Raw genomic sequence first — 24,025 nt, 5'->3', positions numbered from 1 at the left:
CCCCATTCCAATAAGGAGCTACCATGATCCAGCTAACCGAACGCGCCGCCGACTATGTGCGCAATTTTTTGCAAAATCGCGGGCATGGTGAGGGCATTCGCGTGGGTGTGCGTACCGCTGGCTGCTCGGGGCTGGCGTATGTGCTTGAATTTGTCGATACCCCCGACAGCACTGACGAACGCTTTGACAGCCATGGTGTCAATGTGTTTGTTGATCCAAAAAGCTTGGTCTATCTCAACGGCCTACAGATGGATTATGTCACCGAAGGCCTAAACGAAGGCTTTAAATTTACCAATCCTAACCAAACGGGCGAATGCGGCTGCGGTGAGTCATTCACCGTTTGATGGATCATACCGTTCGATAGATAATTGGTACAAGCATTGGGTGAGGGGTGTGTGATGGTCAATTATTTTGCATTAATGGGAATGCCAACGGATTTTGCGCTGGATGAGGGGCAACTGGCAGCAAATCTGCGCCGTTTGCAACAGCAGTATCACCCCGATATGCAGGCGACCGATGAACCCGTAGCCCCCATATCAGCCAGCCAAACTGTTGATTTAAGCCATCTTAATGCCGAGCAGCGATCGGCGCTGATCAATACGGCATATGATACGCTAAAATCCGTTGATAGCCGCGCCTTGCATTTGCTTGCATTGCGCGGTTTGACGCTATCACCCAACGCCTCGATTGCTGATGGTGAGTTTTTGGCCCGTGCGATGGAGTTTCGCATGGCACTTGAGGAAGCAGACAGCACCAGCTTGCCTGCGCTAACCACCGAGCTTGATACTTGGCTGCGGCACAGTACGGCAGAATTTGCTGACGCATATGCCGCGTTGATAGCCTTGCCTGAGCAGGTTTCGGCAGATCACCCGATGGCTAAACGTGCACTGGCAACAGTGCAGCGGTTGCAGTTTTTGGTCAAGGTATCGCAAGATGTGGCAAAAACTGCCGATCAACTGGCACAAGCCGATGATGATACTGATTTGTATGTTTGATGCGTTTGTGCTGTTAGCCATCAATCATTTGAATTTTAGATTTTTTTAGGGCGTGATTGTTGTATGTCGTTATTGCAAATTGCTGAACCCAACCAAAGCGCAACCCCTCATGCACACCGTTATGCGCTTGGAATTGATTTAGGTACCACGCGCTCACTGGTGGCGGTTGTGCGTTCGGGACAGGCACAAGTATTGGGCGAGCAAGACAACGATAAGCTGCTGCCATCGGTGGTATATTTTGGTGCTGACCAAACGCTGGTGGGGCAGGCGGCTGAGGCAATGTCGGAACAAGCACCTGAGTATACCGTGCGCTCGATTAAGCGTTTTATGGGGCGTACGGCTGCTGATATTCGCTTTAACCATCCATATCAGCTGACGGGTGATGCAGGCTTTATGCCCAGTATTGTCACCCCACAAGGCAATAAAAACCCTGTTGAAATCTCCGCGCTGATTTTGCGTAAGCTTTATGAACGTGCTGTGCGTGCTTTGCCTGCCGATAGTACCTTGCAAGCGGTTATCACTGTACCTGCGTATTTTGATGAAGCCCAACGGCAAGCCACCAAAGACGCGGCAGTATTGGCAGGTATTGATGTGTTGCGTTTGCTCAATGAGCCGACTGCTGCCGCGTTGGCGTATGGGCTTGATGCGCAGCAAGCACAAGCCTATCATCTGATTTATGACTTGGGCGGTGGGACGTTTGATGTATCCTTGCTCAAACTCAACCAAGGTGTGTATGAAGTTATCGCCACAGGCGGTAACAGCGCGTTGGGTGGTGACGATATCGACCGTTTGATCGCACATTGGCTGCTTAAACAAGCAGGTTTTGACCCTGCCCAAGTCAGTGCTGCTGACAAACAACGCTTGAATGTACAGGCACGTCACTACAAAGAACAACTCACCGACGCACCAAGCGTTGAGGTACAAGTCGCTTTAGCCGACCAGACGGCTGACCCATGGCGCGGCACACTCAGCCAAGACCAATTGGTGGATATCATCCACCCTGTGACCACGCGCACCTTGGCGGTATGCGAGCAGGTGCTGCGTGATGGCAAGCTTGACGCGGCTGCGCTTGACGCGGTTGTGTTGGTGGGTGGATCAACACGGATGCCTGTGATTCAGCAAGCGGTGCGTGAGGCGTTTGGGCAAGAACCGTTGTGTAAGCTTGATCCCGATGAAGTCGTCGCGCTGGGTGCTGCCACTTACGCCCAACAACTGCTGCACCAAGACAGTGATAATCAAGTACTGCTACTGGATGTCACGCCGCTGTCATTGGGGCTTGAGACGATGGGCGGCTTGACTGAGGTTATCATTCCGCGCAACACGCCCATCCCCGTTGCGCGTCAGCAGGTGTTTACCACCTACCAAGACAACCAAAACGCCATGATTATCCATGTGGTGCAAGGCGAGCGTGACCAAGTGGCAGACAACCGCACGCTGGGGCAGTTTAAGCTGACCGACATACCTGCAATGAAAGCTGGGCTTGCGCGTATTGAAGTGACCTTTGCCATTGATGCCAACGGGCAACTGACTGTCACCGCCAAAGAGCTGACCACGGGTAAACACAGCCAAATTCACGTCACGCCTGCGTACGGTCTGTCAGAAGCTGACCAACAAGCCTTGCTGCAAGCTGGGTTTGACAATGCAGCGGCGGACAAAGACGCGCGTAGCTTGATTGAGCGCAAAGTCGAGGCACAACGTGAGCTGCTGGCGGTTGATTCGGCAGTGGCAGAATTTGGCGCGTTATTGACAGATGACGACCGCCAAACGTTGCTGGCCGCGATGGACGCGCTCAAGCACGCGCTTGCCCGTGATGACGCTGCCGCGATTGACGCAGCCAGTGACGCGCTAAAACCGCACAGCGACGATTTTGCCGCGCGTATCATGAACCAAGCCGTTGCCGATTCTTTGACAGGCACCGCGATGGATGACTGGCAAACGTCTTCTTGATACCATTATTTGTATGACCATTGTTGTTAGCAGTTAGGAAAAGCCATGCCAACCATTACCGTGTTACCCCATCACAGCATTTGCCCAAATGGCACAAGTTTTGAGCTGGCAGAAGGTGATAACCTGTGCGCAGGTTTATTGTCGCATGATGTCCAGATTGAGCACGCGTGCGATATGTCAAAAGCCTGTACGACCTGCCATGTTGTGGTGCGTCGGGGCTTTAATAGCCTTGATGAAATGGATGATATCGAAGCTGACTTGCTTGACCGTGCGTGGGGGCTTGAGCCTGACTCTAGGCTGTCTTGCCAAGTGCGTGTTGCCGATGAAGATTTGACGATAGAAATACCCAAGTACACCATCAACCATGCGTCAGAAAATCACTGATTTCACCCACTAGCAGACTATCTAGCCGCGCTTGCCCAAGTCGCGGCTTATTTTTTGCTTGTTCTTGGCGCGTATTGGCTTTAAGATAAACCCTTGTACAAAAAAGATATCTAAAAAACGGCGATTGACGCATCACCGTAACCACGGCTGGTTAGTCGCAGCCATTTGACAAGCAAAGGGTTTATAATGTCCACATCCACCACCACACAAGCACTGATTGAACAACTCAACCAAATCGTTGGCAACCAACACGTTTTGACCACCGACCAGCAGACGCGGCGGTTTCGGCAAGGGCAGCGGTTTGGTGAGGGCAAGGTGTTGGCGGTGGTGTGCCCTGGTACGCTGCTTGAGCAATGGCAGGTGCTACAAGCGGTGATTGCAGCGGATTGTATCGTTATCATGCAGGCGGCCAACACGGGCTTGACGGGCGGCTCAACACCGTATGGCGATGACTATGACCGCCCTGTGGTGGTAATTAGCACCTTGCGGCTTACGGGCATTCAAGTCATCAATGATGGCAAGCAAGTGGTCTGTCTGCCAGGCGCGACGCTAGATAGCCTTGAGCATACGCTAAAACCCTACAACCGTGAGCCGCATTCGGTGATTGGTTCGTCATGTATTGGCGCGTCGGTGCTGGGCGGTATCTGCAACAACTCAGGCGGCGCGTTGGTGCGTCGTGGCCCTGCCTATACAGAGCTTGCATTGTATGCGCAGGTCGATGACGCAGGGCAGCTGCACTTGATTAACCACTTGGGCATTGACTTGGGTGGCACGCCTGAGCAAATCTTGACACGCTTACAAGCGCAAGACTACACACCGCGCGATATCCACAACGACGATGACCGCCGCGCGTCGGACAACCGCTACGCCCATGAGGTCACCCAAGTTGATGCCGATACGCCTGCACGCTTTAATGCCGACCCGTCGCGGCTGTTTGAAGCGTCGGGTTCGGCAGGCAAGGTGTGCGTATTTGCCGTACGCCTTGATACCTTTGCCAAAGTAGATAGCAGCGTGTTTTATATCGGCAGCAATGACCCACATGATTTGACCGCTATTCGTCGCCATCTGCTGACCGCCTTGCCAAGCTTACCGATTGCAGGCGAGTACATCCACCGCACCGCGTACAACATCGGCGAAAAATACGGCAAAGACACGTTTTTGTTTATCGAAAAATTTGGCACGGTCAATGTGCCCAAAGCCTACGCGCTCAAAGACAAGGTGGATGCGGTACTGGCGAATTTTAATATCAACCACTTGACCGACCGCATGTTACAGGCGTTTACGTTCTTTTTGCCCAGCCACTTGCCCAAGCGTATGAATGACTTTCGTGACCAATATGAACACCATTTAATTGTGCGCGTGGAAAACGACAGCAAGGCGGCAACCGCGCAGTTTTTACAAGACTATTTTGCCGCGCACTCATCGGGCAGCTACTTTTTGTGCGATGCTGAGGAGGGACGCAAGGCGTTTTTGCACCGTTTTGCTGTGGCAGGCGCGGCGATTCGCTACCGCGATACGCACAAAGCCGACGTGGAAGACATCGTCGCGCTGGATATCGCGCTGCGGCGCAATGACGCGGATTGGGTCGAGCAGTTGCCGCAAACGCTTGAAGACAACATCGTGCACAAGCTGTACTATGGGCACTTTTTTTGTCATGTGTTTCATCAAGATTATATCGTCAAAAAAGGTGTCAATCCGCTTGAGATGGAGCACGCCATGTGGACACTTTTGGACAAACGCCAAGCTGAGTACCCTGCCGAACACAACGTTGGGCATTTATACATCGCCAAGCCTGCTTTGGCGCAGTTTTATCGCAAACTTGACCCGACCAACACCTTTAATGTGGGTATTGGGCACACGCCAAAATTTAAATATTGGGGCAAACAAAAAGCCAAAAACTTGGCGTAAGTGGCGAATTTTAAACGACATAAAAAATCCCCGTGACACAACGGGGATTTTGGCTAACCATGGCGGTGGAGAGGCGGTCTAATCAATCAAATTCGTGTCTTTGGTCTCACGCAAGGTGGCAATGGCAATCAGTGACAACACCGCATTGGCCGCAATATACACACCCACGCCAAACATGCCGTAATTTTCATTGATTTTAATCGCCACCAACGTCGCAATCGACGCGCCGACAATCGCCGCAAAGTTATACGCCAGCGACGCGCCTGAGTAACGCACCTCAGTTGGGAACAGCTCGGGCAACAAGGCTGCCATCGGGCCAAACGTCATGCCCATCAGCACCATGCCAATCATCAGCAGGACAAACACACTCATCGGTGTGCCATTGGTCAAAAACAGCGGCAAACACAGGCCAAACACCAAAATGGCAAACGTCACGGCAAGCAGCCACGTTTTGCGCCCGATTTTATCCGCGGCAACGCCCGAAATACTGATAAACAAACCAAATACCAACGCACTAAGCAGCAAAAAGCCCGTAAACGTATTTGACGGGATACCAAGCCCCGTCGGGTGTCCTGCCGCGGACACGCTCACAGGTGTTTTAGAATACACCTGCACAAACGCGGTCATGATATAAAACAACACATACGTCGTCGAGGCGGCAAACGTGCCTTGAATAATCGGACGCCAGTATTGGGTAAACACCTTCATGACAGGCGCTTGCACCTTTTTGCCCTCTTGCTCGGCGGCGCGAAATACATGGCTTTCATGCAAATTTAGGCGCACATACAGCCCGACCAACACCAGCGCGAACGACAGCAAAAACGGAATCCGCCACGCCCATTCTACCAATGCCTCTTTGCCCAGCGTCGCGCTTAGGATAAAAAACAGCCCATTGGCAAGCAGCAGCCCAATCGGCGCGCCTAACTGCGGAAACGTGCCGTACCACGCGCGTTTGCCCTCGGGCGCGTTTTCGGTGGCAACCAATGCCGCGCCGCCCCATTCACCGCCCAAGCCAATGCCTTGCCCGATACGACACAGGCACAGCAAAAGCGGTGCGAGCACGCCAACTTGGGCGTACGTTGGCAGCAGCCCAATCACCACCGTAGATAGCCCCATCGTCAAAAGCGACGCAACCAACGTGCGCTTACGCCCCAAACGGTCGCCAAAATGCCCAAAAATAATCGAACCCAGTGGACGCGCGATAAATGCCAATGCAATGGACACCAGTGACAAGAGTGTTGCCACGTGAGCATTACTTTTGTCAAAAAACTGACTGTCAAAAATCAGCACCGCTGCCGTGGCATAGATATAATAATCATAAAACTCAATCGCTGTACCGACCATCGACGCAATCGCGACTTTCATCGGGTCATTGCGCGGCGTGTCAGTGTGCGCGTCATGCGCCGTGTGTGGGGTAGAAGAAGTAGTCACCGACATAATAAACCTATCAAAACTTGGCAAACGTGCTGACACCTCGTGTTTGCAACGTTTTATCCAAAGTACTTAGCAAAAAATAACTATAAATCATTGCAACAAATTAGCAAGAAAAATATCTATCAGAAATATTTTTGAACGCACCAACTTTTGGTTAAAGGTGGATAATATTGTCACCGCTATCCCGCAAACTTGTCGCGCGCAACAAGGCAAAAATGCGTTACAATGGCAAGTTTGGACAAGACAAAGACAACCTTATGACGGCTGATTGGTTCGCGGTAGCGCACACCCAAGCGGATTTAGAGAATTTGGCATTCGACGTGGGCGATGGTACGCGCGCGCCGCACAACGTGATTTTTACGGGTGTGGCAGGCAGCGGCAAGACCCATCGGTTGCAGCAGTTGGCACGCGCCTACAGCGAAACGCGCCCCCCTACTGATGGTGCGACGTTGCTTGATGCGCTGGTGGGGACGCTAAGTTGGCGTGAGCTGTTGTGTCTGGTGTTTTTGCAGCAAGCGCAGCAAGGCAAAACCTTGCTCAAAGTTCCCGAGCTGACCGGTCACCCATTTTTTGTTGCCAAAGCCGCGCAAAATCAACGGCAAAATAATTTAGCCAACACGGCATGGTCGGTGCTAATGACCCACAGCAGCAAAGATTCTGCCACCGTGCGCTACAGCCAACGCGCGGCACAGGCGTTTTTTGACAAAGACGCGGGCAGTAATTGGTTTTTGTTGCCAGAGAGTATGCCGCTGTTGGCGGATTTACAGACCCAGCTTGACGACTACCAAACAACGCTCAAGCAAGCCTGCGCGACGACGATTGCGCGGTTTCGGTTGGTCAGCTTTCACCCTGCGTACGGCTATGACGAGTTTGTCGAGGGTATTCGTCCGCAGGTCGGCACGGGCGGACAACTGGCGTATCACATCCAAGCAGGCGCGTTTTTGCAACTGTGCGCCGAGGCCGCCGCTGACCCCACGCACCGCTACGCCATGTTGATTGATGAAATCAATCGTGCCAACGTCGCGCGTGTGTTCGGTGAGCTGCTCAGCCTGATTGAGCCGAGCAAGCGGCTGGGTATGCCCGATGCCATGCAAGTTCAGCTGGCGTATTCGGGCCAGCGGTTTGGTGTGCCAAGTAACGTGGATATCTATGCCACCATGAACACGCAAGACCACACGCTAGCACCGCTGGATTTGGCATTGCGGCGGCGGTTTCGGTTTGTGACTTGCCTGCCACAACCGCAGCTATTGGGGACGGTGACGGCAGCGGATGGATCAGAGGTTGATTTGTCGCGCTTGTTGATGGCGTTAAATGCCAAAATCAGTCAAATATTGGGCGCAGACAGCCTATTGGGGCACAGTTTTTTGTGGCAAGTCCACGATATGGCGACGTTGGCAACGGCGTTTAGCCAAACGATTATTCCGCAGTTGCTCCACGTTTGTGGGCAGCAAGGCGAGCTGTTACACGCGATTTTGGGCGGTCAAATCGTTGAGCTGTTGCCAAGCGCATCTAGCCAAGCTGCAGGCTTTGGCTACCTATCTACACCCAATGCCGCGCGTTTTCGCATGCATTTGGCCGCTTTGTATGAGGCGGCGACTTATCAAGCGATGTATGCCGATGACTAAGCTATGCCTGCGCTAACCCATGCTCCACCAACGTTGGTGTGTTTTGAGCACCAAGTTTTGACCCGTGCCGATTTTGCCGATGGGCGTGACTTTGATTGGCTGCTTGAGCAGTCGTTAGAACTGTTTGGCATAGCGCGTAAAAGCGGTGTGTGGCAGATAAAAGTCGGGGCGTATCTTGGCGTGATTGGCTTGCCCAGTGGCGCAACGCTGGAGGTTTTGCCCAAAATCGTGCGACAGTTTGGGGCAGATACAGCCTGTGCAATGACACACCAAACGCGGCAATGGCTGGCGACCATGCTGGCGCGGGTATGGGGGCTGCCTGTCAAGCATGTACCGACGCTTGCCACACAGCAACCCATCGCGCCATCAGCGCCGCCCGATGGGTCAGACACTTGGCTGTTGGTGTGGTTGTGTCATGTGTTTAGCCAGCTTTGGCGACATTACACGCCCAACCAACGCTACCAAACCCACGAGCACAACGCCCATGCCTTGCAAGGCAAGCTGCTGCTGCGTGAGCAGTTGCGCCACAATGTGCATCAGCCAACGCGGTTTTATCAGCACATTGACCAACACAGTGCGGACACGGCGTGCAATCGGTTGGTCAAAACCGCGTATCAGCGTTTGCTCGGCATGGTGCGTGGGGCAAATCCGCTGCCTGTTTTGCCGCTGACTTGGCACAGCTTGCCCGTTGCCCAAGTGGCACAATACGACGCGCTGTGGCAGCACGCTGGACACGAATTGACCACCTTGCCTGCCGCGGTTGCCCGTGCCAATCAGCGCTTATTACATTTTTGCCATCACGTGCTAGGCGCAGCGCAGCTGGGTGCAAGCTATGGCACAGCTTGGCAACCGACGTTGCTGTTTAACATGAACACTGCGTTTGAACACTGGGTCAGCGCGCTGCTGGCGGCAAAACTGTCTGCCAATGCCACGCTTGATACCAAGCGTAAATATGCGTTTGCTTATGAGGCGGATAAAAAACCGCTCACCATCCAACCCGACGCGGTGCTACGCTGTGGCGACGCGGTGACGGTGCTGGATATCAAGTGGAAAACCGTGGCGACGTTGGCGGATGTGCGCTTGGCGGATTTATACCAAATATTGGCGTATGCTGATAGGCTGGCAGCACGGCAAGCGTGGCTGGTTTATCCGACGTTGGACACACAAGCGACAGCGGTGCAGGTTGTCCTCAACCAACCGCGTGCCTCAACGCTATGGCGCGTGCCGTTTTGCGTGCTCAATGAAAATCTAGCTATACCGCCTGATGATGCGTTGTTGTGTTGCTAGGCGGATTTTGTATGGAAGTTTGCCAAACAGTTGTCTTCATCCATGCGTCAAGGAATGCCGTTCCGAAAAACCTACCTAAATCTACCAAATGGCAAAATTAGCGTTTTCTTTCTACTTCACCGTTGTTTGCTCTCGCCATTGGGCTAAAGTCTTACATCAACTCCATAGACTGACACGGTGGAACTCACCGCCTTATTAACTGCCTAGACAGTTAAAACTTTTGTTGCATTGTTTAAAATATTGATACTGGCGTTTATGTCACGGTCATGCTGGGTATGACAGCTAGGGCATTGCCAGTTACGCACATTCAAGGTCAAATCCGCTTTAGCTATGATAAAGCCACAATTTGAGCAGGTTTTACTTGAGGGATAAAATCTATCCACTTCTTTAACGACTTTGCCCCACTGGTTTGCCTTGTAAATCAGTTGGCGTTTAAACTCGTAAAAGCCTAAATCACTAATCGCACGGCTTAATTTACGGTTTTGCACCATGCCTTTTACGTTCAGATTTTCAATACAAATCACATCATAGCTTTTAACAAGCTGTGTGGTGAGTTTGTGGCTAAAATCTTGGCGTATGTTGCTGATTTTGGCGTGTAATCGTGATAGCTTGGCTTTCGCTTTGGCACGATTGTTATTACCTTTTTGTTTACGGCTCAGTTGTTTGCTTAGGCGTTTGAGTTTTTGCAATTGCTGTTTAAGCGGTTTGGGTGCTTGGATTTTTGTGCCGTCTGATAACACGGCTAAGTCGGTAATGCCTAAGTCTATGCCAACTGCTTTACCTGTTTTTGGTAAATGGTTTGTGATAGTTTTAAGTTCAACTGCGATACTGACAAACCAGTTTTCGCCACGCTTAAATACTTTGGCAGATAGGATCTTTCCAGTATGACGTAAGTTTTCACGCATTTTCACCCAACCGAGCTTGGGAATTTTTATGCGGTTTTGGTCTATTCTGAATTGGTCGTTGGATAGGCTAAATCTATCATCAACGCCTTTTTTACGAAATTGTGGGTATTTGGCTTCGCCTTTAAAAAAGCGTTTAAATGCGTCCCCTAACTGCATAATGGCAAGCTGTGGGCTACATTTGGTAACTTCTAACATAAAGGGAAACTGGGTGCGTTTGATGGCGTTCAGCTGTTTACGCAAGCTGCCTTGTGATGGTTTGTTTAGTTTGGTGATGTCAATTTCAATACCGTTTGCTAGGCAGTCGTCACGGTAGGTCTTATCCGCTTGATATTGGTTTTGCCATTCTGCCAATGCCCAGTTATAGGCAAGGCGAGCGACACCGCAAGCCTTAGCAAAGTAGGTGGCTTGTTTGTCTGTTGGGTCAAGTCGAATGATGTGTCCACGAATGACGGTCATTCTAAAACCTCTTTGACAGCTTCGAGTAGTTTTTTATTTTTTTTACTGCGTGAGCCGTAAAGTCTAGCACTAAATACGGTGATAATTTCGAGTACGTCTTGGGCGAGTTCTTCTTCAAAGGATGGGTTTTCACTTTGATTGATGATGACTATTTCCACGTTTCTTGCTTCACATAGGGCAAAGATAAGTTCTGCTCCAAAGCGCAATAGACGGTCTTTGTGGGTAAGTACCAATCGCCCTATTTGGTTCTCAAGTATGCCATCAAGTAGCTGTTTTAAGCCTTTTTTGTGGTAGTTCATGCCACTACCTAAGTCGTTGATAATTTCATACGTCCAACCTTGTTTGGCACAGTACATTTCTAAGACTTGAATTTGACGGTGTAGGTCTTCTTTTTGGTCGTGGCTTGATACACGAGCATAAGCTATGGTTTTGCGGTCTTTATCGCCCATGCCGTGGAGTAAGTTAGGGTTGATTTTGCTGATGTCGTAACGTCTATGCCCTTTTGGGGTGCGTTCTGCGACAAGTACGCCTGTTTCGTCCCATCTGCGCAAGGTTGAGATAGACACGCCTAACTGCTGTGAAGCTTGATTGATACTTATTAATCTATTCATAATAGGTATTATTGCATAGATTTAGGTAGATTTAAATAAAAAGTTAGTAACCCCAATAACCCACTGGTTAATACCTCGATGGCAGCGCACGAAGTTATCATCATGGCACGGTTTTGGGATACTGCATTGGGTTGTGTGATTGGTGTGATAGGTGGGGCGGTGATGTATTCAACATCCGTGCGCCCCAAACTACAGAGCTTGGAGCGACGTTTGATGTCGCGCTTACATATCCACCTTTAACCTGTCCCAATAGCGTTGATACAATGCCATGGTTTGGTCACCAACATCCTCACGAAACAGCGCGTGTTGTAGTTCGGTGGGTGGTGGGTAGATGATTGGGTTATTGGCAATCTCAGGCGGCATCAGCTGACGCGCCGCCTCGTTGGGCGTGGCATAGCCAATTGCCTGACTGATGATGGCAGAGTTTTTGGGGCGCATCAAAAAGTCGATAAACGCGTGGGCGTTGGCGCGGTTTTTGGCGTTTTTGGGGATAACCATGTTATCCATCCACATCACCGCGCCTTCGGCAGGATAGATAAAATCCAGCTCAGGCATGCCTTGGTCTTGCGCCATCACTACCTCGCCGTTCCATGCCAAGCCCAAATACGTCTCGCCTTCCATAAACGGCATACGCGGCGCGTCGGAATTAAACGTGCGCACGTTTGGCATCAAGGCTTTGAGCTTTTCATAAGCTTGGCGGATCTGCTCGGGGTCGCGCGTACTGGTTGGATAGCCTAGGGTCAAAAGTGCCATGGCAAACACGTCGCGCAAGTCATTCATCATCATGACGCGCCCACGGTATTGAGGTCGCCACAGGTCATCCCATTTGTTAATCGTTGATTTATCAATGCGTTGGGTATTAACAGCAATACCCGATGAACCCCATAAATACGGCATGCTAAAGCGGTTTTTGGGGTCGAACCCGACATCAGTAAAGGTGTCAGATAGATATTTAAAATTTGGCAATAGGCTATGGTCAAGTGGCTCGAGCATCGCCTCTTTGCGCATTTTATCGACAAAATCCGTACCAGGGAACGCCACATCATACTCGCCGCTACCGTTCATCAGCTTAAGCTTGGCGTACATCGCTTCGTTGGAGTCAAACGTGCTATAAATCACCTCAATGCCCGTTTCAGCGGTAAAGGCTTTGAGCACCTCATCGGCGATATATTCTGTCCAGTTATAGACATTGACCACGCGCCGCCCACGAGTATTGGCGGTCGTGCTTGCCTCTGTATCGGTTGATTGCGGTTTTGCTTGACAGCCAAGCAAATTTGCCACGCCCAAACCCCCAACACTTGCCAAGCTAGCCGCGCCTGCTAGCCGCGCTGCGTTGCCCAAAAAACGTCGGCGGGCAGGATTGGTCAGCGGTTTTACCATAATAAAATCTCCTCGCCCAGTTTTAACGTTTTTTTAACAACAATAGCTGTGATACCGCAAGCCCAATCAATGAAATCACCAACAAAATTGTACCTATTGCATTGACTTCAGGCTTGACCCCGACGCGCACCATCGAATAAATCTGCAAGGGCAAAATCTCAAAATCTGGCCCAGTGACAAACGTTGATACCACCACATCATCCAATGACAACGTAAATGCCAACACCCAACCTGCCAAAATGGCAGGCAAGACAATCGGAATAAGCACCGTGCGGATCATCGTCCACTCACTGGCCCCCAAATCGCGCGCTGCTTCAAGCAAACGGTTGTCAAGGCTTGCCAGCCGTGCCGACACCGTGATGACCACAAACGGCAGGCAAAACGTGATATGCGCGATCAACAAAGTGACAAAACCCAGTTGCCAACCCAAGATCAAAAACAACGCCAACAGCGAGATCGCCAACACAATCTCAGGTGACATCATCAGCACAAACAACAAGCCTTGTAGCAGTGATTTACCGCGAAAATCATAACGCTGCAATGACATCGCCGTTAAGCCACCAATCGCCGTGGTCAGCGTCGCGGCCACCACCGCCAACAGCACCGAATGCCACGCCGCTTGCATCATCGCAGCATTGTCAAGCAATGCCCGATACCAGTCTAAGCTGATACCGCCCCATTGATAACCGACCTTTGAGGCGTTAAACGAAAACACCACCATCACTACAATTGGCGCAAACAACATGGCATAAATGGCGGTAAGATACGCCCGTGCTAGCCACTTTGCTGTAGCCCCCATGCTTCCCCCTTGCCGTTATGCCAATTCGTTATAATCAGTCTTGCCAATGCGCTGGCTACTCACGCGATATGCCAGCACCAGCACCGCCATCGCAATCGTTAGCAGCACACTTGCCGCCGCGCCAAATGGCCAGTCACGCGCATCCAAAAATTGCGCCTTGATGATATTACCGACCAACAAGTTACGCGAGCCGCCCAAAATATCAGCGACATAAAACATACCCATCGCAGGCAATAGCACCAATAACACGCCTGAAATAATGCCAGGCGTTGTCAAAGGCAAAATCACATGCCAAAATGTCTGCCAGCGATTTGCGCCCAAATCCTTAGACGCCAATACCATATCCGCGCGCAAATCGGTAAACACCGCATACAGCGGCAAAATCATAAACGGCAATAGCAAATACACCAAACCGCCAATCACCGCCTTTTGGGTGTATAAAATCTGCAGCGGCTCATGAATCAAGCCTAAGCTAATCAGCGCACTGCTTAACAGCCCATTTGCCGCCAAAATCAGCTTGACCGCATACAGACGTACCAGTGAATTTGTCCAAAACGGAATCACAAGCAGCAGCATCAACAGCGGCTGCACGCGCGCCTTGGCGCGGCTGACGAGCCAAGCAAACGGATAGCCAAGCAACAAGCAAATAATCGTTGTGATCGCCGCCATTGACAGTGAATGCAAAAACACCTTGACATACAGCGGATCAAGCAGACGCGCATAGCTTGCCAACGTGACAGGCAATGCCAAAAACTTATCTTCATCACGGCTCAAAAAACTTGCCGCAATGACAATTAAATTTGGCAGCAGCGCGAACACGACCAACCACGTCCAAATCACCGCCAAGGTGGCGCGGCGAAAGGTGGCGCGTTCAGGCGCGCGGCGGTTAGCGGTTGGAGCAGGGATAGTAGCTGGTTTATTCATCAGGCAAAATCCACTCCCAACCATCAACCCAATCTACGCGCACCTCTTGCCCAAGTTTGTAGTTAAAATTCGGGTCATCTTCGTTAAAATACTCGGACGCTTTGACCATGGTACCATTATTTAGCGCAATGACCGAATCAAGTGTACTGCCTTTGTACGAACTATCCACCACATGCCCGACCAATCCGCCATGTCCCTCGTAGGTATAATACACGCGAATATCCTCAGGGCGCAGCAGCAAATTCACCGTTTGCCCAACTTGTACAGCAAATTTGGGCTTAGGCAGCTCGCGCACCATGCTAAACTCTGGCGTATTTTGGGCTTGTTCGGCAACTTGTACGCGAATATGACTGTCAGTCACCGCGAGCACCTGTGCTTTGAACAAATTGGTTTCGCCAATAAAACTTGCCGTAAACAAATTGGCAGGGCTTTCATAAATCCCAATCGGCGTATCAATCTGCTGAAACACACCGCCTTTCATCAGCGCGATACGATCCGACATCGACAATGCTTCTTCTTGGTCGTGGGTCACAAACACAAACGTGATACCCAGCTCACGCTGCAAACGTTTAAGCTCAGACTGCATTTGCACGCGCAGCTTGGCATCAAGCGCCGATAACGGCTCATCAAGTAGCAGCAGCTTAGGGCGATTGACCACCGCGCGCGCAATCGCAATACGCTGTTGTTGTCCGCCTGACAAATCTTGCGGCTTACGCGCCAACGTGTGCTCAAGCTGCACCATTGCCAACGCCTCACGAACGCGTTGGTCAATCTCTGCTTTGGGCACTTTTTTAAGCTTCAAGCCATACGCCACATTGTCATACACCGTCATGTGTGGAAACAGCGCATACTGCTGAAACACCGTATTAATCGGACGTTTTTCGGCAGGCAGCATGGCAATATCCACGCCATCAAGCTCAAGCCGTCCGCCATCAGGCATCTCAAAGCCGCCAATCAAACGCAGCAACGTGGTTTTACCGCAGCCTGACGGGCCAAGCAAGGTCAAAAATTCACCATGATAAATATCAAGGTTGATGCCTTGTAAAATCGGATTATCGCCATAGGCTTTGCTTAGGTTTTGGATACGCAGCAGCGGCGTGCTGGCAGGAGCGGTTGGAGCGGTTGGGGTAGCCATAGGCGCAATCTCACTAAAGGCTAACGGAGTCGTGGCGCAGGCTGCCATGGGGCAACACAAGCACACAACAGGCAAAAATTTTTTGGGATATCACCCCTAAATCATGACGCGCAGGTCATCCGTGGTTTAAACGATCATGGGTTTAAACGGGCTAAAAAATGCGCACAGTATAACGATTTTTTGCCGCCATGTAATGACAAATTTTGATTTTTTGCTGAAAAATTACTGTAATCGATCACACAGGCAAGCAAATCAGAGGATTAAACAAAAACCGCTGGCATGCGTCAGCGGTCAAGACAGCCGTTTTGTCAAAAAATGCGTGATTAGGAATACACCTTAGTCAAAAAATTTATACGTAATACGCGGTTTTTTTCATGCAATTTGCCAAAAAGCGCATACCTGCTCGTACAGGCGGTGCCAAATTGGACGCACCTGCTGCCATGGCTTTGTCGCGGTGATGCAATTCTTCAACGTCCATTTGTGCCAAAATCTGCGCGCTGCGGTCATCTTGCGGTGGCAAGCTACCGATATGCTCGTTTAAATGCTCACTGACCTGTGTTTCGGTTTCGGCAACAAAGCCTAGACTAAATTCATTAGAAATCACGCCTGCCAATGCGCCAATACCAAACGACAGTCCATACCACACAGGCGTGAACACGCTGGGATGGCTGCCCAATTCTTGTAGGCGTGTCTCACACCATACCAAATGATCGACTTCTTCTTGCGCTGATTGTTGCATGGCTTGTTTGACGGCGTCGTTTTTGGCGGTCAAGGCTTGCCCGTGATATAAGCCTTGGGCACATACTTCGCCTGTGTGATTAACGCGCATCAAGCCTGCTACGTGACGCGCCTCTTGTACCGAAAGTTTGGGCAAGTGATTGTTTTGCACGGGCAGTGGGCGTGTGCTTGGGTTACTGTTGGGTACGATGGCACGCAGGGCGCGGTCAAAGCTCACGATACCGCGTTCAAGCAGCGATTGCGGGCGATCGTGCGCCCAAGCGGTCACAGAATTGGGTTGGGTAGCCATATTTTTTAACATTAAATTAAATTTATTAACATGATAAAAACGCCTCGTTGGTCTTGAGTATAGCAAATCGCCAACGGTCAAACAATGCGCGATTTTGTACCGCCCAATGGCACACCACGCTGGCGACAAGCCACGTTTTAGCCAAGCCGTTGCACGCCATTGCCCTTGATTTGACTGATACCGCCACTTGTGGGGATAACTTGAATTTGGTTGGCGATGCGGTCTTTAAGCGCGGTCACGTGTGAGATCACACCAATAAACTTGCCTGCCTCGTGCAGACTGGTTAGGGTATCAAGCGCGATGTCAAGCGCGTCTTCATCCAACGTGCCAAAGCCTTCATCTAAGAACAACGAATCCACGCGGATGTGCTCGCCGACCAGATGCGATAGCCCCAGCGCCAAGGCTAGGCTGATGATAAAGCTTTCACCGCCCGATAGGTTTTTGCTTGTGCGCTGCTCACCGCCTTGGTATTTATCGATCACGTTGAGCATCAAGGACTCATCGGGGGCAGTAATCAATAAATAGCGGTCAGACATTTTGGCAAGCTGGCGATTGGCGTTGTGTACGACGACATTTAAGGTCAGGTTTTGGGCAAAGTTGCGGAATTTTTTGCCATCATTGGAGCCGATGAGGTCGTGCAGCAGTTGCCAGTCGCGGTATTCGGCTTCGGCAGCGGCGATGGTGTCTAATAGACCGCGTTGTTGGTCTTGGCGTTGGCGTTGTTGGGTGAGCTGTTGGCGTACGCTGCCGCGTTGCTCGCTCAAGGTTTGTTGCTCGGCAGTGGTTTGGGCAAGGCGTTCGCCCAATGCTTGAGCAGACAGCGCAGCAAGTTCGGGTGCGACCGATGATTGCTCAAGCACGGTTAAACGCTCTTGCGTTTCGCGCTGCTTGCTTTGGGTTTGTACAAGCGTTTGGGCAAGCGCATCGGCAGTTTGCTGTAGCATCGTGCGCTCGGCTTCGCTTAATGTGGCGGCTTGATAGTCGGCTTCATCGACAAAGCCAACTTGTGCCCAACGCGTATGCAGGGCAGTGGTCTGCTGTTGCATGTCGTGTTGGTCATCAATCAACTGGCTGGCAAGTCGGGCAATATCGGCATTGAGGGTTTGTAGCGCGTGCGCGGCATCAGTTTGTGTTTGTTGGGCAGTTTGCCAATTATCCAGCGCGGTATGGCGGTTTTTGCTTAATGTCTCAGCGTAGGTATCGGGGTTTTTGTCACCAAATAGTGCGTGTCGCTGGGCGTGTTGTTGTGCAATATGACGCTGTAAGTTTTGCAGGTCTTGTTCGGCTTGTGCCAAATGGGTCTGTAGGCTGGTTTGCTCGGCGGTCAAACGTGTCAAGGTTTGCTCAAGCTCGGCTTTGCGCTGTTGGTTGGTGCTCAGCTGCTGCTGGTCGGCATGAATTTGGTTTTGTAGCGTATCTAGGCTGTGGCGTATCTTGGTTAGTGATCGGCTGCTGATGGGCTGCGTAAGGTCAAACGGCGGCACGGTTAGGGTTTGATACGGCGCAAGTTGGGTGCTGATTTCGCGTTGTACGCGGTTAAGCTGTTTGGTCAGATCGTTTAGACGGTCATGGTGATCGGCAAGTTGTTCTGCTAACGATTGCTGTCGGTGCGCCAATAGATGATGCTGATTTTGGCAGGCTTGCACGGCTTGTTGTAGGGTTTGGTGGGCGGTGGACGCCTGTTCAAGCTGCTGCTCGGCGCGTTCGATATTATCTAAACGGGTTTGTGTTGCAGCAAGCATGCGCTGTACGTCTTGTAAGGCGGCGTTGGTGCGTGTGCTGTCGGTCAGATGTTGATAATGGTTATCGGTATCTAACGTGCCAATGCTGGCGTATAAATCGGTCAGTTTGGCGGCAATGTGCTGTTGTTCGTGCGCGTAGTTGGCTAATTGGTCGGTGATTTGCTGCTGATTTTGCTGTTCGCGCGCTTGCTGTAGGCGCAGCTGTTCAAGCGCTTGGGTGATGCTGGCAAGCTCGGCTTGTGCGTGGCTAAGCTGCTGCTCGGTAGTGTTTGGCGCGGCAGGCTGATGGCTGGCGTACGGGTGTGTGGTCGCACCGCACAAGGGACAAGGCTCGCCGTCTATCAAATGGGTGCGTTCACTTTGTAAATCAGCGATTTTATACAGCAGTTTTAAGTTGTCATTGAGTAGTGTAACGCGCGCATTGGTGTGCTGTTGCTCGCGAGTTTGCGTGTCAATATCGGTAGCAAGCTGGGCCAATGTTTGTTGCAAGGTAGCGTATCTGCTGTGAAGTTGCTGCTGCGCGTTTTGGTTGGCTCGGGCTTGGGTTTGTACCTCGTCAAGGCGCTGCAAGGCTTGTTCAAGGCGCGTCAGTTGGGTATGGCGTTGCTGCCAATCGCTGCGGCTGCTATCTGCCAGTAGCGTTGCCATGAGCTGCTGCGTATTGTTTACATGCGTCTGTTGGGTGGCGAGTTTGGCGTTTAATTCGGTCAGCTTGGCGTTTAATTGGCGTTGTTGGTTGATATTGTCGCGCTCGGCTTCGGCTAGACGGTGTTGGTCGGTTTGTGCGTTGCTATAGCGCGTTTCGATATCTGCCAAATTGGCGGCGAGACCTTCTACACGGGTGATGGTTTGCGACAAATTTTGCCAAATGGGCTGGGCTAAACGCTCGGCTAGGGTTTGTTCAGTTTGGCATGCGTGCGTGTAGTTGGCTTGTTGTTGGTGTAGGGTGTGGTTTAGCTGTTGTAAATGGCTGTTTTGCTCGTTTTGTGCGCGTTGGCGATCTTGTTGCTGGCTGATTAATTGGCGCAAAGTCGCGTCTTGCTCGCGCACACGGTTGAGCATGGGCTGTGCGTCGCGCCATGCTTGATCGCGCTGCTGATAACTGGCTAGATGCTCAGCGGTCTGCGTTTGGGCGTGGTGGGCGGCGGCTTGGCAGGCAGGGCGTTGGTCGCTTAAGGCGGCGTGCTCGGCTTGTGTGCGCTGGTGGCGTGTGCGGGCAAGCTGCAGCGCGCGGTAGTCGCCTGCCAACTCCAACGCTTGCTTGGCGCGTTGTAGTTTGCGCTGGCTGGGTGCAAAGTCATGGATTTGGTTTTGAATGTCCGCAAGCTGCGTTTGATACGCGTGTAAATTGTGGCGCAAGGTATCCAGATTTTTTTGGCGTTGTTCGGCGGTCTGTAGCTGTTGGATGGCTTGCTGGTTGGCGGTGAGCTCAGCGTCCAACCTGGTCGCTTGCGCGTTTAGTGCCGCCAGTTTATCCGCGTCAAGTAGCTGTAAACCCTGTAGATTATCCTTTAAACGCGCCAACGCCTGTTCGCGCTCGCGTTTAAGCTCATGCACCTTGACAGAAATATCGGCATAAATCGTCGTGCCTGTGATACGCTCAAGCAGCGGTGAGCGTTCATCGGCATTGGCCTGCAAAAACTTGGCAAAACTGCCTTGCGCCAACAACATCGAGCGCGTAAAACGTTCAAAATCCAGTCCCGTCAGCGCAACAACCGCGTTTTTGACCTTGCGTGTTTGGTGCTCAATGACGTTGCCCTTGCCATCTGGGCCGTGTTCGGCAAGCTCATGCTGGGGCGATTGTAATATACCATCCACCTTGTGGTGTGCACGCCACTGTGCCCAGTGACAAATATACTCACCGTCTTGGGTGGCAAAAATCACCTCGCTAAAACATACGCCCGTCTGGCGCGACATCAGCTCATTGCGGCTTTTGGATAGTTCGCCCAATCGTGGGGTTTCGCCATACAATGCCAAACAAATCGCGTCCAAAATCGTACTTTTACCTGCGCCTGTTTTGCCCGTGATGGCAAAAATACCGTCGTTGGCATAGCTTGGGTGGCGAAAGTCGATTTGCCACTCACCGCGCAATGAATTTAAATTTTGAAAGCGTAAAGCCAAGATTTTCATGATAGTTTGGACTAACTTAGGTGGATAAAAACGGGTTTGGGATTTTAGGATTGCGCGATTTGTGTACCGCTGTCTTGCATACGCGTGAGCACCTCGGCATACAGCGCGCGCAGCATATCCTTTTGCGCATCACTCGTGTGACTGACTGCCAGCCGACGCTCAAACACCTCATGCACGTCCAAATCTTGTAGCGACTCATCGGGCGTTTGGGCGTGTAAAATAGCCGTGCTCTCGGTTTGGTTGATTTTTTTGAGCACCAGCAAGCGGCTGTCGGCCACCAACGCATCGACCTGCCCGACAAAATCGGGCAACGCCTCATCGCCTGTGTAAGTCACCTCAAGCCACACCACCTCGCCCGATTGTTTTAAATCCTCTAACGCCTTGGCAATCGTTTGCCAATCGCCGCTAACACGCGCCAGCCGCTGAAACACAGGCACGCGCAGCGACTCAAGCAGCACAGTGGGGCTGAGGCGTTCATGGGCAAATGGCTGTAAAGCTAAATCTTTTGGCGTATCTGGCGTAAGGTTAGCCGCCGCGTGAGCCAAGAAATCATCGAGCGCCACCGCCTCGCCAAAACGCACGATATGCACCAGTTTATCGTGCTTGAGCTCACCAAACCCCATCGCTATCGGTGATCCACTGTAGCGAATCCGCGCCTGCCCGGCCACCGTTTGCGGCAAATGCAGATGCCCCAGCGCAACATAATCCAACGCGCTGTCAAATATATCCGCGCCAACGTGCGCCAATGAACCGACGTACAATTCTCGCACGCCATCACCTGTCGAACCGCCAGCCGTGAATAAATGCCCCGTACCAACCAACGGCACATGCCGCCCATACGCCGCCAAAATCCGCGCCTGCTCAGCTTTGGCAAGCTCGGTCATCTCGCCGTAATGCTGGGTAATGCCGTGCTTGAGTTTTTGTGACTTATCGGCTAGGCTCTCGCCTGCGCTGACTTGGCGAATATCGCGGTCGCGCAAATACGGCACCGCCAGCACAATCAGCTCAGGCACGCCATCACAATCGTTTAACACCAACAAATCATCACGGCGCGTATCACTGATACTGCCGATGACGTGGATGTCAAACGCCTTGAGCAATGGCTTAGGCGCGTTCAAAAAATTCGCCGAATCGTGGTTGCCGCCAACCACCACCACATGGCGGCAAATCTGCGCCGCCTGCACCAAAAAATTGTAATACAATGCCTGTGCACGCGCGCTTGGGGTCATGGTGTCAAAAATATCACCCGCAATCAGCAGCACATCAATGGCTTGCGCACGTAACGCCGCCACCTGCCACGCCAAAAACCGCTCAAACTCAGCATAACGCGCCATGCCATGCAGCCGCCGCCCCAAATGCCAATCAGACGTGTGTAACAAACTGAGCATAGCGGTGACATCCTCACAAATCGTTTAAAAATACCATATAGCAAAATAAAACATAGCAAAAATAGACGCTTAGTGCCTCTCATCTATGTCGCTCATCCTAGCGCGTTGCCAAAAAAAGTGCAATGATTAAAAACGTCTTCGCAAATCACGCAAATTTGCCCCAGACAGCATAGACAGCCCAACGCCCGCCAACAAAAAACCGCCAAGCTTTAGCGATTTGGCTGGCGGTTTATCATTCGTTGCCGTAAACTTGCGACTTCAGGCGGTGGATATAAGGCAATTGTTAAATGTGATAAGTTTTGCTATACTCATCTCACTATATTCAATGTCTTACATTCCACAGTTAAGTTAAGACTAAATTGCGAGTACGCAGTAACTTAACTGGTAAGACGTTTTCAAACACACACTTAAGCTAATTCGTGTCTATGACAATCCTAACGGTAGGATTAGCTTAAAATAAGAACCTAAGATGTACGGTGTGTCGTACGGGCGGTTGCCATTGTCTTAGGTTTGCGGCAGGTCTAACCGTCTTGCAGAAGGAATCCCCGAACGATAGGGAGGGGAGGAAGTCAAGTAAAAAATTGACACAAGCTGCCAAACGCTATGCCACCGTTTGCGCCTGCTTGCGCGCTTGGTCTTGTTTTAACGTCTCGGCAAACCGATTGCCCAGCAAACTGATATCATCCACACGCGCATAATTAAGCCTGGTGACAAACGCCAACCGTCGATGCGGGCCAGGCTCAGCCAGCGGAATCAACGCCACATTTGGGTTTTGTTGGTGAATCTGCTGACGCGCAAGCTCAGGCACCAGCGTCGTCCCCATGCCGCTTAGCGCCATCTGAATCAGCGTCGTCAAACTGGCATCGCTAAACGCCTCGCGCATACGGCGCTTATCCACATGGCACACCGCCAGCGCGTGATCAGTCAAGCAATGCCCCTCACCAAGCAGCAACAGCGGACTATCCAACAAATGCTCACTGTCAAGCTCAGGCAGCACCGCACGGCTGTCATTGGGCGCGACCACCGCCAAAAAATTCTCTGCCCAAAACTCAAACGTCAATAACCCATCGGTGGCATAGGGCAACGCGATAATCGCCGTATCAATCACCCCATAACGCACCTTATCCAGCAGGCGTTCGGTCTGCTCTTCGACCACCGTCAGCTTAAAATCAGGAAATTGCGCGCGTAAATCGGGCAAGACTTTGGGCAACAAAAACGGCGCAATCGTTGGAATCATGCCTATCGTCATGGGATAGGCAAGGGGGCTTTGGTGGCTTTGCGCACGCGTCACCAAGTCATTGACCTCAGAGAACACACGCTGCGCCCGTGCCAAAATCTCCTCACCAATCGGCGTGATCAGCACCTGTTTGTTATTGCGCTCAAAAATCTGCGTATCAAGCTGTTTTTCAAGCTCAGCAATACCAAGACTCAACGCCGATTGCGAAATACTACACGCCTCTGCCGCGCGTTTAAAATGCTTATACTTCGCCACCGCCAGCGCAAATTCCAATTGTCGTAACGTAATCATCTGCCGTATCATTCCTTACGCGCCCAGCCGTCCTTGTCAATCACGGCAAGTGCTTTTTGTCAAAAGGTTATCATAAGACGATTGGGCGCAAAATCAGAATTAACCGCTAAATAATCCGCCCAAACACATTTAGGAGACCTTTGCACAAACCAGCGACCATCTCTCGACACCAATTTCAAACTCAACTAAAAACAGGAATTGGTGTTAAAGAAGCGAAAAAAGTCACCGAATTGGCATAAAAGCCTCCTAAATTGCCGTAAATTAACGTCTATTGGCTAGTTTTACCAACCAACAGACACAATAACCCTAAGCGACCCCATATTTTCGCTTCAAGCCTAGGGCAGTTTTTAAATTATGCACTATGCTAGCAAGCAAAGTACTGGTATGAAATTGCATTAACCCAAGGTGACGAGCCTTATT

Annotated in this window: 19 protein-coding genes and 1 pseudogene; 8 read left to right on the top strand and 12 right to left on the bottom strand. The window is 51.3% G+C overall.

Going from position 1 to position 24,025, the window contains the following annotated elements:
• Positions 1–23 precede the first annotated feature (23 nt).
• From iscA to dld, 5 genes are all read left to right on the top strand, one after another.
• Positions 24–344 (top strand): iron-sulfur cluster assembly protein IscA, encoded by a 321-nt coding sequence (gene iscA / locus AC5L4R_RS04165; RefSeq protein WP_494472813.1) that lies wholly within the window; start codon positions 24–26, stop codon positions 342–344.
• 54 nt (positions 345–398) lie between these two features.
• Complete coding sequence (locus AC5L4R_RS04160; protein WP_494472812.1) at positions 399–995, top strand: iron-sulfur cluster co-chaperone HscB C-terminal domain-containing protein; 597 nt, start codon at positions 399–401, stop codon at positions 993–995.
• A gap of 63 nt (positions 996–1,058) precedes the next feature.
• Entirely contained in the window at positions 1,059–2,942 is a 1,884-nt protein-coding gene (gene hscA, locus AC5L4R_RS04155) for a Fe-S protein assembly chaperone HscA (protein ID WP_494472811.1), read from the top strand.
• A gap of 45 nt (positions 2,943–2,987) precedes the next feature.
• A complete protein-coding gene (gene fdx / locus AC5L4R_RS04150; RefSeq protein WP_494472810.1) occupies positions 2,988–3,326 on the top strand; it encodes an ISC system 2Fe-2S type ferredoxin in 339 nt (112 codons plus the stop codon).
• Between the two features lie 186 nt (positions 3,327–3,512).
• Entirely contained in the window at positions 3,513–5,234 is a 1,722-nt protein-coding gene (dld, locus tag AC5L4R_RS04145) for a D-lactate dehydrogenase (protein WP_494472809.1), read from the top strand.
• 78 nt (positions 5,235–5,312) lie between these two features.
• On the opposite strand, the gene AC5L4R_RS04140 is transcribed toward dld, so the two are convergent.
• Positions 5,313–6,674 (bottom strand): MFS transporter, encoded by a 1,362-nt coding sequence (locus AC5L4R_RS04140; RefSeq protein ID WP_494472868.1) that lies wholly within the window; start codon positions 6,672–6,674, stop codon positions 5,313–5,315.
• 164 nt (positions 6,675–6,838) lie between these two features.
• Between AC5L4R_RS04140 and AC5L4R_RS04135 the strand changes: the two genes are divergently transcribed.
• Together AC5L4R_RS04135 and AC5L4R_RS04130 are read left to right on the top strand one after the other, a co-directional pair.
• Complete coding sequence (locus AC5L4R_RS04135) at positions 6,839–8,293, top strand: McrB family protein (RefSeq protein WP_494472808.1); 1,455 nt, start codon at positions 6,839–6,841, stop codon at positions 8,291–8,293.
• Positions 8,294–8,296: 3 nt separating this feature from the next.
• A complete protein-coding gene (locus AC5L4R_RS04130; RefSeq protein WP_494472807.1) occupies positions 8,297–9,580 on the top strand; it encodes an McrC family protein in 1,284 nt (427 codons plus the stop codon).
• A 203-nt stretch (positions 9,581–9,783) separates the two neighbouring features.
• Here the strand turns inward: AC5L4R_RS04130 and AC5L4R_RS04125 are convergent, their stop codons facing one another.
• Together AC5L4R_RS04125 and AC5L4R_RS04120 are read right to left on the bottom strand one after the other, a co-directional pair.
• Positions 9,784–10,941, bottom strand: coding sequence for an RNA-guided endonuclease InsQ/TnpB family protein (locus tag AC5L4R_RS04125; RefSeq protein ID WP_494472806.1), 1,158 nt, complete (start codon positions 10,939–10,941; stop codon positions 9,784–9,786).
• Positions 10,938–11,552 (bottom strand): IS607 family transposase, encoded by a 615-nt coding sequence (locus AC5L4R_RS04120; protein WP_395146462.1) that lies wholly within the window; start codon positions 11,550–11,552, stop codon positions 10,938–10,940. The genes AC5L4R_RS04125 and AC5L4R_RS04120 overlap by 4 nt, the downstream gene beginning before the upstream one ends.
• Before the next feature lie 78 nt (positions 11,553–11,630).
• Between AC5L4R_RS04120 and AC5L4R_RS04115 the strand changes: the two genes are divergently transcribed.
• Positions 11,631–11,792, top strand: coding sequence for a hypothetical protein (locus AC5L4R_RS04115; protein WP_494472805.1), 162 nt, complete (start codon positions 11,631–11,633; stop codon positions 11,790–11,792).
• Here AC5L4R_RS04115 and AC5L4R_RS04110 read toward each other — a convergent pair.
• From AC5L4R_RS04110 to AC5L4R_RS04070, 9 genes and pseudogenes are all read right to left on the bottom strand, one after another.
• Positions 11,775–12,932, bottom strand: a complete 1,158-nt coding sequence (locus AC5L4R_RS04110) for an ABC transporter substrate-binding protein (RefSeq protein ID WP_067237702.1) — start codon at positions 12,930–12,932, stop codon at positions 11,775–11,777. The two genes, AC5L4R_RS04115 and AC5L4R_RS04110, sit on opposite strands and share 18 nt — an antisense overlap.
• A gap of 22 nt (positions 12,933–12,954) precedes the next feature.
• Positions 12,955–13,731: a spermidine/putrescine ABC transporter permease PotC gene (gene potC / locus AC5L4R_RS04105; RefSeq protein ID WP_395146651.1), complete on the bottom strand. Its 777-nt coding sequence runs from the start codon at positions 13,729–13,731 to the stop codon at positions 12,955–12,957.
• 15 nt (positions 13,732–13,746) lie between these two features.
• A complete protein-coding gene (gene potB / locus AC5L4R_RS04100) occupies positions 13,747–14,655 on the bottom strand; it encodes a spermidine/putrescine ABC transporter permease PotB (protein WP_067237708.1) in 909 nt (302 codons plus the stop codon).
• Entirely contained in the window at positions 14,648–15,790 is a 1,143-nt protein-coding gene (gene potA, locus AC5L4R_RS04095) for a spermidine/putrescine ABC transporter ATP-binding protein PotA (protein ID WP_067056090.1), read from the bottom strand. Before potA ends, potB begins: the two co-directional genes overlap by 8 nt.
• A gap of 349 nt (positions 15,791–16,139) precedes the next feature.
• Positions 16,140–16,817, bottom strand: coding sequence for a 2-polyprenyl-3-methyl-6-methoxy-1,4-benzoquinone monooxygenase (coq7, locus tag AC5L4R_RS04090; RefSeq protein WP_067237785.1), 678 nt, complete (start codon positions 16,815–16,817; stop codon positions 16,140–16,142).
• Positions 16,818–16,954: 137 nt separating this feature from the next.
• Positions 16,955–20,689: an AAA family ATPase gene (locus AC5L4R_RS04085; protein WP_494472804.1), complete on the bottom strand. Its 3,735-nt coding sequence runs from the start codon at positions 20,687–20,689 to the stop codon at positions 16,955–16,957.
• Positions 20,690–20,733: 44 nt separating this feature from the next.
• The gene (locus AC5L4R_RS04080) at positions 20,734–22,077 is read right to left on the bottom strand and encodes an exonuclease SbcCD subunit D C-terminal domain-containing protein (RefSeq protein WP_494472803.1); all 1,344 of its coding nucleotides are present in this window, start codon (positions 22,075–22,077) and stop codon (positions 20,734–20,736) included.
• Positions 22,078–22,678: 601 nt separating this feature from the next.
• On the bottom strand, positions 22,679–23,605 hold the full coding sequence (locus AC5L4R_RS04075; RefSeq protein ID WP_494472802.1) for a hydrogen peroxide-inducible genes activator: 927 nt from the start codon (positions 23,603–23,605) through the stop codon (positions 22,679–22,681).
• Between the two features lie 306 nt (positions 23,606–23,911).
• Positions 23,912–24,025, bottom strand: a pseudogene (locus tag AC5L4R_RS04070) (IS5/IS1182 family transposase); the annotation flags it as partial.

The sequence above is a fragment of the Faucicola sp. SE7633 genome, from assembly GCF_059264685.1.
The sequence above is the reverse complement of the archived record's forward strand: the minus strand, read 5'-3'. Positions and strand labels throughout refer to the sequence as shown.

What these genes read in the sequence shown, in the direction of transcription:
- iscA (WP_494472813.1), top strand. Translation starts at nt 24, where the DNA reads ATGATCCAGCTAACCGAACGCGCCGCCGACTATGTGCGCAATTTTTTG.
- AC5L4R_RS04160 (WP_494472812.1), top strand. Translation starts at nt 399, where the DNA reads ATGGTCAATTATTTTGCATTAATGGGAATGCCAACGGATTTTGCGCTG.
- AC5L4R_RS04085 (WP_494472804.1), bottom strand. Translation starts at nt 20,689, where the DNA reads ATGAAAATCTTGGCTTTACGCTTTCAAAATTTAAATTCATTGCGCGGT.
- AC5L4R_RS04115 (WP_494472805.1), top strand. Translation starts at nt 11,631, where the DNA reads ATGGCAGCGCACGAAGTTATCATCATGGCACGGTTTTGGGATACTGCA.
- hscA (WP_494472811.1), top strand. Translation starts at nt 1,059, where the DNA reads ATGTCGTTATTGCAAATTGCTGAACCCAACCAAAGCGCAACCCCTCAT.
- AC5L4R_RS04110 (WP_067237702.1), bottom strand. Translation starts at nt 12,932, where the DNA reads ATGGTAAAACCGCTGACCAATCCTGCCCGCCGACGTTTTTTGGGCAAC.
- potB (WP_067237708.1), bottom strand. Translation starts at nt 14,655, where the DNA reads ATGAATAAACCAGCTACTATCCCTGCTCCAACCGCTAACCGCCGCGCG.
- AC5L4R_RS04080 (WP_494472803.1), bottom strand. Translation starts at nt 22,077, where the DNA reads ATGCTCAGTTTGTTACACACGTCTGATTGGCATTTGGGGCGGCGGCTG.
- potC (WP_395146651.1), bottom strand. Translation starts at nt 13,731, where the DNA reads ATGGGGGCTACAGCAAAGTGGCTAGCACGGGCGTATCTTACCGCCATT.
- coq7 (WP_067237785.1), bottom strand. Translation starts at nt 16,817, where the DNA reads ATGGCTACCCAACCCAATTCTGTGACCGCTTGGGCGCACGATCGCCCG.
- fdx (WP_494472810.1), top strand. Translation starts at nt 2,988, where the DNA reads ATGCCAACCATTACCGTGTTACCCCATCACAGCATTTGCCCAAATGGC.
- AC5L4R_RS04120 (WP_395146462.1), bottom strand. Translation starts at nt 11,552, where the DNA reads ATGAATAGATTAATAAGTATCAATCAAGCTTCACAGCAGTTAGGCGTG.
- AC5L4R_RS04130 (WP_494472807.1), top strand. Translation starts at nt 8,297, where the DNA reads ATGCCTGCGCTAACCCATGCTCCACCAACGTTGGTGTGTTTTGAGCAC.
- AC5L4R_RS04125 (WP_494472806.1), bottom strand. Translation starts at nt 10,941, where the DNA reads ATGACCGTCATTCGTGGACACATCATTCGACTTGACCCAACAGACAAA.
- potA (WP_067056090.1), bottom strand. Translation starts at nt 15,790, where the DNA reads ATGGCTACCCCAACCGCTCCAACCGCTCCTGCCAGCACGCCGCTGCTG.
- AC5L4R_RS04075 (WP_494472802.1), bottom strand. Translation starts at nt 23,605, where the DNA reads ATGATTACGTTACGACAATTGGAATTTGCGCTGGCGGTGGCGAAGTAT.
- dld (WP_494472809.1), top strand. Translation starts at nt 3,513, where the DNA reads ATGTCCACATCCACCACCACACAAGCACTGATTGAACAACTCAACCAA.